The organism is Achromobacter sp. JUb104, assembly GCF_024806975.1.
Lineage (GTDB): Bacteria > Pseudomonadota > Gammaproteobacteria > Burkholderiales > Burkholderiaceae_B > Achromobacter > Achromobacter spanius.
In genome coordinates this window covers 1,458,566-1,471,674 of sequence record NZ_JANUEY010000001.1, presented here as the reverse complement: position 1 = coordinate 1,471,674, position 13,109 = coordinate 1,458,566, and the positions used below count along the sequence as shown (strand labels likewise).

Annotated in this window: 11 protein-coding genes and 1 pseudogene; 10 read left to right on the top strand and 2 right to left on the bottom strand. The window is 67.4% G+C overall.

Annotated elements, in window-relative coordinates; translation table 11 throughout:
• Positions 1–14 precede the first annotated feature (14 nt).
• Positions 15–1,628 (bottom strand): annotated as a pseudogene (locus tag M2361_RS06720) (ATP-dependent acyl-CoA ligase); the annotation flags it as partial.
• A 126-nt stretch (positions 1,629–1,754) separates the two neighbouring features.
• On the opposite strand from M2361_RS06720, the gene M2361_RS06715 reads away from it, so the two are divergent.
• Together M2361_RS06715 and M2361_RS06710 are read left to right on the top strand one after the other, a co-directional pair.
• Positions 1,755–2,660, top strand: coding sequence for a LysR family transcriptional regulator (locus tag M2361_RS06715; protein ID WP_259247271.1), 906 nt, complete (start codon positions 1,755–1,757; stop codon positions 2,658–2,660).
• A gap of 103 nt (positions 2,661–2,763) precedes the next feature.
• Positions 2,764–3,657: an MBL fold metallo-hydrolase gene (locus M2361_RS06710; RefSeq protein WP_259247269.1), complete on the top strand. Its 894-nt coding sequence runs from the start codon at positions 2,764–2,766 to the stop codon at positions 3,655–3,657.
• Between the two features lie 103 nt (positions 3,658–3,760).
• On the opposite strand, the gene argC is transcribed toward M2361_RS06710, so the two are convergent.
• Entirely contained in the window at positions 3,761–4,693 is a 933-nt protein-coding gene (gene argC, locus M2361_RS06705; RefSeq protein WP_259247267.1) for an N-acetyl-gamma-glutamyl-phosphate reductase, read from the bottom strand.
• A 162-nt stretch (positions 4,694–4,855) separates the two neighbouring features.
• Here argC and M2361_RS06700 point away from each other — a divergent pair, with 162 nt between their 5' ends.
• From M2361_RS06700 to M2361_RS06665, 8 genes are all read left to right on the top strand, one after another.
• Complete coding sequence (locus tag M2361_RS06700) at positions 4,856–5,749, top strand: LysR family transcriptional regulator (RefSeq protein WP_259247262.1); 894 nt, start codon at positions 4,856–4,858, stop codon at positions 5,747–5,749.
• Positions 5,750–5,869: 120 nt separating this feature from the next.
• The gene (locus M2361_RS06695; RefSeq protein ID WP_259247261.1) at positions 5,870–6,316 is read left to right on the top strand and encodes a MarR family winged helix-turn-helix transcriptional regulator; all 447 of its coding nucleotides are present in this window, start codon (positions 5,870–5,872) and stop codon (positions 6,314–6,316) included.
• Positions 6,317–6,409: 93 nt separating this feature from the next.
• Positions 6,410–7,585 carry an HPP family protein gene (locus M2361_RS06690; RefSeq protein ID WP_259247260.1) on the top strand — a complete coding sequence of 392 codons (1,176 nt, stop codon included), beginning with the start codon at positions 6,410–6,412 and terminating at the stop codon, positions 7,583–7,585.
• 57 nt (positions 7,586–7,642) lie between these two features.
• Positions 7,643–9,079, top strand: a complete 1,437-nt coding sequence (locus tag M2361_RS06685) for a sensor histidine kinase (RefSeq protein WP_259247259.1) — start codon at positions 7,643–7,645, stop codon at positions 9,077–9,079.
• Positions 9,076–9,705, top strand: a complete 630-nt coding sequence (locus tag M2361_RS06680; protein ID WP_259247254.1) for a response regulator transcription factor — start codon at positions 9,076–9,078, stop codon at positions 9,703–9,705. Before M2361_RS06685 ends, M2361_RS06680 begins: the two co-directional genes overlap by 4 nt.
• A 120-nt stretch (positions 9,706–9,825) precedes the next feature.
• Positions 9,826–10,326, top strand: coding sequence for a heme-binding protein (locus tag M2361_RS06675; RefSeq protein WP_259247253.1), 501 nt, complete (start codon positions 9,826–9,828; stop codon positions 10,324–10,326).
• Between the two features lie 98 nt (positions 10,327–10,424).
• Complete coding sequence (locus M2361_RS06670) at positions 10,425–11,849, top strand: 3-deoxy-D-arabino-heptulosonate 7-phosphate synthase (protein WP_259247251.1); 1,425 nt, start codon at positions 10,425–10,427, stop codon at positions 11,847–11,849.
• Positions 11,850–11,924: 75 nt separating this feature from the next.
• A complete protein-coding gene (locus tag M2361_RS06665) occupies positions 11,925–13,073 on the top strand; it encodes a GGDEF domain-containing protein (RefSeq protein WP_259247249.1) in 1,149 nt (382 codons plus the stop codon).
• Positions 13,074–13,109: the final 36 nt, after the last annotated feature.

Sequence of the window (13,109 nt, the reverse complement as noted above, 5' to 3'; positions counted from 1 at the left end):
GGATCAACGGCGCCTCAGCGCGCCACGCGATAGCCGGCGGCGTCCCGGTCCCAGGTGTCGCCGGTGATACCTTCTTCCCGCAAGCGGAACTTGCGGACCTTGCCGTTTTCGGTGCGCGGCAGATCGTCCAGCACGCGCAGGTAGCGCGGCACGGCGAAATACGGCATGCGAGGCTGGCAGAAATCAAGCAGGGCTTCGGGCGTGGGCGTGCGCCCCGCCTTGTAGACCAACGCGGCCATCACTTCGTCTTCGGCCAGTTCGGAACGCACCGCATAGACGGCCACGGTGGCCACGGCCGGATGCGCTTGCAGCACCTGTTCCACTTCATAGGACGAGATGTTCTCGCCTCGGCGGCGGATGGCGTCTTTCAAGCGGTCCAGGAATCGGAAATAGCCGTCGGCGTCGCGCACCACGCGGTCGCCCGTGTGGAACCACAGGTTGCGCCAGGCCTCAACCGTCTTGTCGGCCATGCCGAAGTAGCCCGTGGCAATGGCAAACGGCGGCGTGGCGCGCAGCAGCAGTTCGCCCGGCTCGCCATCGGGCACCGGCGCGTCGTGTTCGTCGGCCACGATGGCGTCAAACTCGGGCGCCACGCGGCCCATCGTGCCTGGCCGCTGCTCGGAAAGCGTGCCGCCCAGGGCGAAATTGGTTTCGGTGGAGCCGTAGCCTTCCAGCAGCGCCATGCCGGTGCGTTCGGCGAACACGCCATGGAAGCGTTCCGGCACCCCGGGCGCCAAGGCGATGCGGGTGCGGTGGCCGCGTTCGGATGGCCGGGCCTCTTGCGCCAGCAGCATCGGCACCATGGCGCCCAGCAGATAGGTAACGGTGGCGTTCGTGGCTTGCAGGCGGTCGAAGTAGCGGCTTGCCGAAAAGCGCTCGTCGCAAATGATGGACGCCCCGGTCACCAGCGCCTGGAAGCAAGCGTTCAGTGCGTTGGTATGGAACAGCGGCAAGCTGGTGTAGAGCACATCGGCATCTGAAATTTCCAGGTTGCGGGCGGCGATCTTGCCCCACCAATAAAACTGCGCGTGGGGGCAGCACACGCCCTTGGACGGGCCGGAGGTGCCCGAGGTATAGAGAATGGCCAGCATGTCGCCGGGCTGGATGTCGGCGGCGGGCAACGGCGGTGTGGCGGCGAGGGATTCCGACGGCGCCAGGGTGGCGGGCGCGGGCAGCCCGTGGGCAGCATCGATCTCGTCAAGCAGCCAGATTGCGCGCAAGGCCAATGGGCCATCATCGTCCGCCGTGTCGGCCACGGATGCCAGGCCCGCCAGCGCCGGACAGGAGGCTGCATCCGCCACCAGCAAGACGCAGCCGCTATTGGCCAGGATGTGCCGCAGTTGCATGCCGCGCGACGCGGTGTTGATGGGCACCACCACCGCGCCCAACCAGCCACAGCCCAGCACGATCGACAGAAATTCCTGGCGGTTGCCGGCCATGAGCCCCACCCGATCGCCCCGCGCCACGCCCGCCGACGCCAACCGCGCGGCCCAGCTTGCCGCGTGGGCCGGCGCATCGCAGAACCGCAGCGAGCCGCCCGGCGCCTGCACCCACAAGCGCTCGCCCTGGCGCGCGGCCTGTTCCACCAACAACGACGGTAATGTCAACGCATGCATGACGACGCTTTCCCCGGTTGTTCTGCCGCTACCTGCCGGTCAGCGGCCTTAGTGAAATTAGTCTAGGAATCAACTATTTATGTGTCAAATTTATGGCTATTATTTATCTTATAAATAGGACTGATATCAAAGGCATGCGTGGACTTCGATCTGAATCTCATGCGGGTTTTCCTGACCGTGCTGCATGAACGCAGCGTCACCCGCGCGGCGCAACGGCTTAACTTGACGCAGCCCGCCGTCAGCTACGCGCTGGGCCGCCTGCGGGAACAATTCGACGACCCGCTCTTCGTGCGTACCGCCACCGGCATGCAGCCCACGCCGGTGGCCTTTGCGCTGGCCGACCCCATCGAACGCGGCATGAACAGCTTTGCGGAAGCGGTCAGCCTGCGCCAGCAATTCGCCCCGGCCACCAGCACTCGGCGCTTTCGCCTATCGATGTCCGACATCGGCGAAATGGTGTTCCTGCCGCCGCTGATGGAGCGCGTGCATGCGCTGGCGCCGCGCTTGCAGGTGGAAGTGCTGGAGGTCGCGCTGGAACAATTGCCGCAAGCGCTGAAAGAGGGCGAGGTCGACCTGGCCATCGGCAACCTGGCCGGACTGGGCCGCCATACCTGCCACGCCGATCTGTTCAGCGAGCGCTATGCCTGCATGGGCCGGCGCGGGCACCCGGTGCTGTCGGCAGGGCTGACGCGCGGCCAGTTCAAGCGCCTGGACCACATTCTGGTGGCCTCGCGCGCCAGCGCACACCGATTGCTGAACGACGTCTTGAGCGAAGCCGGCCTGCATCGGCAGCCCTACCTGACGCTGCCGCATTTTTCGGCCGCCGCCGAAATTGTCCGCCGCACCGACCTGACGGTCACGTTGCCCTACCGCGCGGCCATCTGGTTCAACCGCGACCACGCTTTTGACATCCGCCCACTGCCGATCGCCCTGCCACCGCTAAGCGTGACCGTGCACTGGCACGCGCGCTTTGAAAGCGATCCGGGCACGATGTGGCTGCGGCGCCAGGTCGAGGCAACCCTGGCGGATCCGAACCCGGCATGATTTGATCGAAATGCGCAACAGACTCTGGCAAAGACAGGGATAGATCGGCGCGAATGCCGCTACTAGACTGGCGTCCTTCCCCCTCCACTCACGAGCCGCCGCCATGTCTTCCTTCCCCACCTTTCGCCGCCTGCTGCAAAGCGCCGCGCTGACCTTGTTGATCAGCCCCGCCTATGTTGCCCACGCCGCCGGCACCGATCTGCAACTGACCCATTTCAACCCCGGCAACGACGCCATCTTCCAAGTGTCTTCCGTGCTGGTCAGCGGCCAGCGCGAAGCCATCCTGATCGATGCGCAGTTTGGTAAATCACAAGCCGAAAAAGTGGTGAAAATGGTGCGCGACAGCGGCAAGACGCTGACCACCATCTACATCAGCCACGGCGACCCCGACTTCTACTTCGGCCTGGACACCCTGGTGGCCGCCTTCCCGAATGCGCGCGTCGTCGCCACCGAACCAACGGTGCAGCACATCAAGGAAACGGTGGACGGCAAGCTGGCGTTCTGGGGCCCCAAACTGGGCGCGGATGCGCCGTCCCGGGCCGTGATTCCGCAGGTGCTGAAAGGCAGCACATTGACGCTGGAAGGCCAGGCGCTGGAAATCACCGGCCTGGACGGCCCGCAACCCGATCGCAGCTTTGTGTGGATTCCGTCGTTGAAGGCCGTGGTGGGTGGCGTCGTGGTGTTCGGCAACCTGCATGTGTGGATGGCCGATACGCAGACGCCGCAATCGCACAAGGATTGGCTGGCCACCTTGGCGCGCATTGAAGCGCTGAAGCCGGTGACGGTCATTCCGGGCCACTACGCACCGGGCGCACCGTTGACGCTGGAATCGGTCCGCTACACGCAGGGCTACATCCGCGCCTTTGACACGCAAACCGCCAAGGCCGCCGACAGCGCCGCGCTGATCGCCGCCATGAAGGCGCAGTACCCGCAAGCGGGCGCCGCCGCGTCCTTGGATTTGAGCGCCAAGGTCGCCAAGGGCGAAATGAAGTGGTAGGGCAATGCAGGGGTGGCGATAAACGCGTGATGCCCTGAACAGCGATGGCGCCCCGCTTCCAGCGAGGCGCCATTGCCTTATGCCATCACCTTATGCCATCCCCTTATGCCATCGCGGCCAGCATCAAGTCCAGGTTCTGCACGGCCGCGCCGGACGCACCCTTGCCCAGGTTGTCGAACACCGCGGTCAGCAACACCTGGCCGTGTTGTTCGTTGCCGTAGACCGCCAAGCGCAGGTCATTGGTACCGTTGAGCACCTGCGGATCCAGATGCGTGTGGCTGGCGGCTTCCTGGCGCGGCACCACCTGCACATGCGTGGTGTCCACGTAGTGCTGGTGCAGGCAAGCATGCAATTGTTCGCTGTTTACGCCAGCCGGCAGCAAGCGCGTCTGCAACGGAATCGTCAGCACGATGCCCTGGCGAAACGCGCCGTAGGCCGGCACGAACACCGGGCGCTGCGTCAGCCCCGCATGCGCTTCGATCTCGGGGGTGTGCTTGTGCGCCAGGCCCAAGCCGTACAACTGGAACGCCGGCCCTTGCACGCCGCCCGCCCCTTCATAGGCATCCACACTGGCGCGGCCGCCGCCCGAATAGCCCGACACCGCATGCACGACCATCGGATAGTCGGCGGGCACCAGCCCCGCCTGGATCAAGGGGCGCAGCAAGGCGATGGCGCCCGTGGGGTAGCAGCCGGGGTTGCTGACCCGCTTGGCCTGCGCGATCACGTCGGCCTGCCCCGCGCTCATCTCAGGAAACCCGTACACCCAACCCGGCGTGGTGCGATGCGCCGAACTGGCGTCGATGATGCGCACCGCCGGGTTCACCACCGACGCCGCCGCCTGGCGCGCCGGCTCGTCGGGCAGGCACAGGATGGCCACATCGCTGGCGTTGATGGCGTCGGCACGGCGTTGCGGATCCTTGCGTTCGGCCTCGGGCAGCGTCAGCAGGCGCAGGTCGGTACGGCCGTTCAGACGTTCATGAATCTGCAGGCCGGTGGTGCCTTGGTCGCCGTCAATAAAGACTAGGGGGTGGGTCATGGCAGCTCCGTCGAAGGGGGGGGTGATCAGGGATGAGGGTTTAGGCGTTGAAACCGCAGAGATAGCAGCGGTTACGTTCAAGCCGTATCTTCGGCCTGGCTCGTCGATAAGAAAAGTCGAATATCATGACCGTTCAATTCATATTTACTGAACGTCAACCCAATGCGTGAAATCAGCCTGGATCGCCTGCGCACCCTGGTCGCCATTGCCGACCTGGGCTCATTCGCCGAGGCCGCCCGCGCGCTGCATCTGGCGCCGCCCACCGTCAGCCTGCACGTGGCCGATCTGGAAGCCCGCATCGGCGCGCCGCTTTTGACGCGCAAGCGCGGCCAGGTCCGGCCCACCACCATTGGCGACACGCTGCTGGAACGCGCGCGCCGGCTGCTGGCCGAAGCCGACCAGGCGCTGGACGATGTGCAAAGGCAGGTGCAGGGCTTATCCGGCCGCGTGCGCCTGGGCGCCTCCACCGGCGCCATTGCGCATCTGCTGCCCAGCGCCTTGGAAACACTGGGCCGCCATCACCCCGGCATCGACGTGCAGGTGGCGGTGCTGACCTCTCAGGAAACCTTGCAGCGCTTGAACGACGGCACGTTGGACGTGGGGCTGGTGGCGCTGCCGCAGCCGCCTATCGATGGCCTCGTCATCAAGCCCTGGCGACGCGATCCGGTCATGGCCTTTCTGCCGGCAAGCTGGCAGGCGCCCGCCCGCGTCACACCCGCCTGGCTGGCGGACCGTGCGCTGATCCTGAACGACGCCACCACGCGGCTGTCGCGCCAGACCGGCGAATGGTTCGCCGCCGCCGGACTGAACCCGCGCCCCCGCATCCAGCTCAATTACAACGACGCCATCAAAAGCCTGGTGGCCGCCGGCTACGGCGCGACCCTGCTGCCGCACGAAGCCACCGCGCCCCAAGCCGACCCGCGCATCATCATGCGGCCGTTGCGCCCGGCGTTGTGGCGGCCGCTAGGCATCGCGCACCGCGCGGAAAAAGTGGAACGCGCCACCCAACACGTGCTGGACGTGCTGTGGCAATTGCGAGCGACACAGGGTGCCTGAATGCGGCGGATGAATGTGGCCCTGAAAGCGGTAACGAAAACGGCAATGAAGCGTACTAACGGTACTGAACGGCACTACGGCACGGCACGTATTCACGCGTCGTCATATTAGAATTCGCCTGTGAAAACGACTCTGTCCCCCACTCCCCTGTCGCCCGCCGACTACGAACTGCTGGCTGACTTCCGCTATGCGCTGCGCACCTTCGCGGCCTTCAGCGAGGGCGCGGCCGGCGCCTTGGCGCTGACCCCGCAGCAGCATCAAACCCTGCTGGCCATCAAAGGCACCCGCAAAATCCCGCCCGACCGTCGTGGGCTGTACGTAGGCGAAATCGCCGATCGACTGTTGATCCGCCCGCATACGGCCGCCGAACTGGTCAACCGCCTGGCCCGGCTGGACCTGGTCAGCCGCGAGGCTGATCCCGAGGACGGCCGTCGCGTTGAAGTCGTGCTGACGCCAAAGGCCGACAGGGTATTGGAAAGCCTGTCCACCGCGCACCTGGAAGAATTGCGCGCCATGCGTCCCTTGTTGGGCCGCTTGCTGGCGCGCATCGGCGACGACGCGACCTGAACGCTTCGGTGCATAAGCACATAAGCGGGTGGTAAGCCGCCGCGTGATAAATTGTCGCCCCACGATATATTGCTTGCACGCGAGGAGAGGGTTTTGGGGGTGGCATTCAAGCGCTGGCTGAGCGCGTTCGCGCCAGCGCCGGTAGGCGTCAACGGGCGCGAAAAAATCCTTGGCGTGCTCGGCGCGCTGCTGGGGCTGTTCTGCACGGAATGGGTAGGCCGGCACGCACTGGGCGCGGCCAGCCCTTGGTTCATCGCGCCCATGGGTGCGTCGGCCGTGCTGCTGTTTGCCGCGCCCGCCAGCCCGCTCGCGCAGCCCTGGTCCATCGTGGCGGGCAACGTGGTGTCGGCGCTGATCGGCGTGTTCTGCGCCCAGATGATTCCGCTGCCCGGCTTGGCTGCGGCCGTCGCGGCAGCCCTGGCCATCGGCGCCATGTTCAGCCTGCGCTGCCTGCATCCCCCCGGCGGCGCGGTGGCCTTGACCGCGGTGCTGGGCGGGCCGTCCGTAGCCAGCCTGGGCTATGGCTTCGCGCTGTGGCCGGTGGGTCTGAATTCCTTGATCCTGCTGTGCATTGCCGTGGCCTTCAACGGCGCTCTGAAACGCAATTACCCCCGCCGCCATGCCGACCCGGCACAGGGACATCACACCCGCGACGCCGCGCCCAGCACCCGCCTGGGCTTCAGCCGGGCCGACCTGGACGATGCCCTGGCGCAACGCGGCGAGCTCCTGGACATCAGCAAGGAAGACCTGGAAGACATCGTGCTGGCCGCCGAACTGCGCGCCAGCGTGCGCCGATTTGGCGAGGTGTCGTGCGCCGACGTCATGTCGCGCGATGTCGTCACCGTGCAGGAACACGAGCCCCTGGACCACGCCGTGCGCCTGTTCGACAAGCACCGGCTGCAAGCCTTGGCGGTGGTTGACGCGAACGGTCGTTATGCCGGCATGGTGTCGCAGGCCGACGTGCTGGCGCGCAAGGCCCGCCCGCTTGCCGTCACGCCGGATGACGCCGCGCCGCCGCGCCAGCGGGTTTCCGACTGCCTGCGTAGCGAAGTGCCCTTCGTCACACCGGACCTGCCAGTCATCGAACTGGCCCGGCCCATGTCGGACGCCCTGCATTGCGTGCCCGTGCTGGACGCCTCGCGCACCCTGGTCGGGCTGATCACGCAGTCGGACCTGGTGGCCGCGCTGTACCAGATGACGGTGTCGGCCAATTCACAGGCTAATTCGCAAGCCGATCCGGCCGGCCAGGCCTCCCCGCGCGCCGCGTGACGCCTCCGTAGCCCTACGGATTCCGGGGCGCAACGGCCGCAGGGCATAATTTCACCCGTGAATCCCCTATTGCGCACGCGCGCCCTCCTCTGCTGGCTGGTCTTGTTCTGTCTGGGCGCCGCCTGGATCGCCCGCCAGGAATACCTGGACCTGCACGACCGCTTCTTCCAAGCCACCAGCATCGCGCAGCGCATGTTGAGCCAGAAGACGGTGCAGCACGAGGCCGTGCTGGCCACGCTGACCGCGCTGTCGCATCCGCCCACACCCGAACGCTTGTATCCCAGCCTGCACCCGGCCATGCCGCAACTGTTGGGGCTGGGGTACCTGGCCGATGGCGCCTGGGCGGGCAGCGTGCCCCCGCCGTCGGCCTTGTCCGCCACCGTGGCGCGCGCCCGCGAAGCGGGACGCCCGGTGACGCTGCCGGTGGACGACGCGCGCTACTGGCTGGTTGCGCCCTCCAGTTGGAGCCTGCTGCTGGACGCCCGCCAACTGGTGCCCGAAGCGGACTTTCCCCCGGGCCTGGGCAACCTGAGCCTGATGTTGAACGGCAAGCCGCTGGCGCTGCTGTCCAAGCAGCCAGACGATGCGTGGGGGCTGACGATGACCCTGCAAAAGCCGCTGGGCGCGGCCAGCCAGGCCTTCCCGATACGCAGTATCCGCACGCTGACCCCCGGCTTCTGGCCATGGAAAGCCTGGCTCTTCTGGGCCGTGGCCAGCGCCCTGTTGGTGGCCGCCGCCGCCGCGTGGCAGCGCTCGCGCGCCGAGGCGCACCGGCAACAGGAACAGGCCCGCCTGGCCACCATGGCGCGCCTGGGCACGCTGGGCGAAATGGCGGCGGGCATCGCGCATGAACTGAACCAGCCCCTGACCGCCATCCTGGCCCAAACCCGCGCCGCCCAGCGCCTGCTGGACGACGAGGACGAACGCCCCGCCGTGCGCCACGCGCTCTTGGCCAGCGCCGAGCAGGCCAAGCGCGCCGCCGACATCATCAGCCGCATGCGCGCGCTGGTACAGCCGCGTTCCCCCGCCCGGCGCGAAGCGCTGGACCCGGACGCGCTGGTGGCTTCGCTACTTTTTCTGCGCGAGGCCGAACTGGCCCGTCTAGGCATCCGCCTGGCCTGGAACAACGCCAGCCCCGGCGCGCGGCCGCTGGGGGACCGCGTGGCGCTGGAACAGATCCTGCACAACCTGGTGCAAAACGCCGCCGACGCCCTGGCCGGCACCAACGGCACGCGGCTGATCCAACTGGAAGGCCGCGCCGACGGCGACGAATACCGGCTTACCGTCAGCGACACCGGCCCCGGCATCGCCGCCGACGCGCTGCCCCGCCTGTTCGCCCCGTTCTACACCACCCGCGAGCAAGGCATGGGGCTGGGGCTGGCCTTGTGCGAAACATTGGCCGGATCCATGGACGGCCGCATCGCGGCACGCAATCTCAAGCCCTCGGGCGCTTGTTTCACCGTAAGCCTGCCGCGCTCGGAGGCTCCCGCATGAACACCCCGGACGCGCGCACGCCCGACCATTCCCCGCTGGTGTACCTGGTGGACGACGACGACGCCGTGCGCGATGCGCTGGCCTTGCTGCTGCGTAGCGTGGGCCTGCGCAGCGTGGGCTTTGGCGATCCGCAGGCATTTCTGGCGCAACTGAACGCCGGCGCCATCGGCTGCGTCGTGCTGGACATGCGCATGCCCGGCATCAGCGGGCTGGATGTGCTTGGCCGTTTGGCCGCGCAGTGCGACCTGCCGGTCGTCATGCTGACGGGCCATGCCAACGTGGACCTGTGCCGTCGCGCCTTCAAGGGCGGCGCCATGGAATTCCTGCAAAAGCCCGTGGATGACGACGTGTTCCTGGACGCCGTGCAGGCCGCGGTGCGCACCCACATCGCCAGCCGCGAAAAGCTGGCCGTGACCCAGGCCGCCGCCGACCGGCTGGCGCGCCTGTCGGGACGCGAACACGAGGTGCTGGCGCGCATCGTGCAAGGCATGAGCAACAAGGAAATCGCGCGCGAATTCGACTTGTCGCCACGCACCGTTGAAACGTATCGGGCCAACGTCTTCGCCAAGCTGGAAGCCGACTCGCTGGCGCAACTGATCCGCCAATACGCCACCCTGCTCGACTAGCCCGGCGCCCCGCCCTCCGTAACGCTACGGAGGCGCGCGAGTAGTCGGGCGTATACCGCCCGCCGCGCGTTTTGGCCACACTGACTGCTCCTGATGACACCCACAAAAAGGATGCAGACCATGACGCGTACTACCCTTGCCACCCTCGCTTCTTCGCTGGCCTCCTCGCTGGCTTTCTCCGCCGCCGCCCACGCCGCCGTGCTGACGGAAACCAACCTGTCGATGGCCGATGCGCAAACGCTCGCCACCGCTACCGTCGCTGCCTGCCAGGCCAAGGGCTATAACGTCAGCGCTTCGGTCGTGGACCGCGCCGGCCTGCTCAAGGCCTTCGCCCGTGCCGACAACGCCGGCCCGCACACCATCGAAGCCAGCCGCGCCAAGGCCTTCACCGCCGTGTCCGCCAAGACGCCCACGCTGACCATGATGGAGAACGCGCAGAAGAACCCGGGCGCCGCCAACCTGACCGACATTCCGGGCTTCCTGCTCTTGGGCGGCGGCGTGCCCGTCAAGGCGGGCGACAAGGTCATCGGCGCCATCGGCGTGGCCGGCGCGCCCGGCGGCCACCTGGACGCCCAGTGCGCCGACACGGTGCTGCAAGACAACGCAGCAATGTTCAAGTAAGAACGCTGCCGGGGGCCAGGGGGCATGCCGGGATTGGCGCCCACGCCGGCAACAGGCTAGGCTTACGGCGCCACAGTCTGAATAAGCCGGTACCCACCATGCCCCTGCCGCCGCGCCCCGCCCTGCTGGACGAAACGCTACGCATCGTCGCCCGCCGCTATCGCGTGCCGGACACCCCCGAAGCCGCGCTGGAAGCGGCCCCTGCCGCCACCCGCCGCCATTGCACCAGCACGCTTGCCGTGGCCATTGATCAGGCGCGGCGGGCGCTGGCCCGTTCAGATTCGCCGCCCGCCACGGTCAAGCAGACGTTCATCGACGCGCTGGCGCAACTGATCGGCGAAGCCATGCGTGAGAACCAGGGTGACCCCGCCATCCAGGCCATGGTCCTGCGCCACCAAGCCGTGCAGGTACGCGAATACGCCTCGCTGGCGGCTGGCGCCGAGTCCGACCGGCGTGACGTCGTGGCGGCCGTCAACGCCATTGCCCACCCGGCCAAGCTGCAACGCATGCCGCCCGGCTCGCAGCGCGATGCCTTGGCCGCGCTGCAAGCCGCCGTGTCGGCATCGGCGTGGGCGACGCTGTCCGATGCCGTCGCTTGGATCAACGCCATGCCCGACGCCGCCGGCGATTCCGCCATGGCGCGCAGCCTGGCCCGCCTGCGCGACGGTTCCGCCCTGGAACGCCTGTCCCGCTTGGACGCCTTGGCCTGCGACCCGCTGGTGCAGCGGTATCAAGCGCTATGGAACCGCAATGGTCCCCGCTCGGGCACGCCGGGCGCGGTTGCGCGAGGGCTCGCCGCGCAACAACGCGGCGCCGCCGTCGAGGCACAGGCGGCGCAAGCACTGCAAGCCTTGGCGCGCCGCCTCAATGCCGAAGCGTCGCTGGGCACGACACCGGAGCCCGACGCCTACCGGGTGGTGACCTCGATGCACGTGCCGTCCGAACTGCCCGGCTCGGCTGACCGGGCCAAGAGCGAGTGGGACGCCGCCCTGCTGCGCCGCGCCGGCCCGCCCGACGCTGACCCCGTCTGGGACGTTTGCCTGCTGGTCGAGGCCAAGGCGTCGGTGGACGCGGCCAGTACCGACTTCCCCCGCTTGCTGCGCGGCGTGCAACGGCTGGCGCAGGCGGACGCCGGCGTCGTCTACCCGTTTCTGTCGCATCAAGGCACCGTCGCCCTGCGCGGTGCTTCCTTAAGCGCCTTGCCCACACCAGGCCCCGACCTGGCGGGCGCCGTGCTCTATTGCTGTGACGCGCCCGCCGACGAACCCGTCGACGTGCCGCGCTTGCTGAACGCCGCTTGCCGCATGCAATTGCTGTCCGCGCCGGCCAGCGTGGCCTACGCCAGCCAGCTGGCGCGGGGCGAACCCGCCGACGCGCAAGCGCTGGAGACCGTTTGGCACGGATTGCTGACGTCTGCGCAATGGGCCGGCGTGCTGAATCAGTACCCGCTGCTGCATCAGGTGCGCGCGCTGATGGTGCACACAGACGACCTGTTTGCAGCCACGCAACACGCCGGCCTGTAACAGATAACGGGGCAGTTTTCCCCGTAAAATCCCGCTGTCGGCAACACGTGTCGGCGCCACGCTGATACCGCCGGGATGCACGTCGATCTCTACACCCTTTACCTACTCGTCATCGGGACGCTGCTTGCCAGCGCCGGGATGCTCTATTGGGAATACCGGACCAATACCCGGCGCGGCAAGGAACTGGGACTGCTGGCCGTGGGCTTCACCACCATCGCCACCGGCTGTACCGTGGTGCTGTTGCGCAGCCACCTGCCCGCGGCGCTCGGCCCTGGGCTAAGCAACTTCATCATCCTTAGCGGCTACCTGCTGGTTCTGCACGGCGTCGCGGCCTTCAACGGCAAGCAGTATCGCTGGACCTCGGCGGCGTTGCTGGCCATGACGGCCTTGCTGTGGACAGCGGCCGGCACGCGCTGGCAAGGCATCATGTGGAGCTACGTCAGCGCGGCGCCCATCGCCGCCGTGGCGGCCCTGACCGCCTGGGAAATGTGGCGCTGCACGCCACTGAAGCCGCTGGCGCCTCGGCGCTTCGTCGTCGCCATCACCGGCATCCATGCCTTGTTCTACGCCTTCCGGGCCTTGATCCTGCCCTGGCTGGTGGGCGTATACGGTCCCTCGATCCAACTGGCATCCAGCAACATCACCATGTACGAAGGCGTGCTGTATTCGGTATTGCTGCCGATGGCGCTGCTCAAGCTGGTACGCGAAGAAGCGCATGGCCAGTTGTTGCGTGAATCGCAAACCGACTACCTGACGCGCCTGGGCAACCGCCGCTGGTTTTTCGAGGAAGGCACGCGCCTGTTGCACGCCCATGCGAACCATGGCCCGGTGGCGGTGCTGGCGTTTGACCTTGACCACTTCAAGTCCATCAACGACCAACACGGGCATCAGGCGGGCGATCTGGTGCTCAAGGCGTTTGCCGACATCGCGCAGAATGTGGCCGGGCCGAGCGTGTTGTTGGCCCGTATCGGCGGCGAAGAGTTCGCCGCGCTGCTCACGGGCGACGAGGCGCGGCGCGCGCAGGCGCTGGGCGAAGCCGTCGCGCAACGCTTTGCCGACACGGTTTCCGAACAGGTGGATCGCAGCGCCATCCGTGCCACGGTCAGCATCGGGCTGGCCCGGTTTGACCACAATGCGCCGCCGCTGGCCGATAGCCTGGCGGCCGCTGACCGCGCCTTGTACCGCGCAAAATCGCTGGGTGGAAACCGGTTGGAATTGGCCTGACAGTCCCAAGCGCGGCAGACCAGAAGCGCCGCGGAC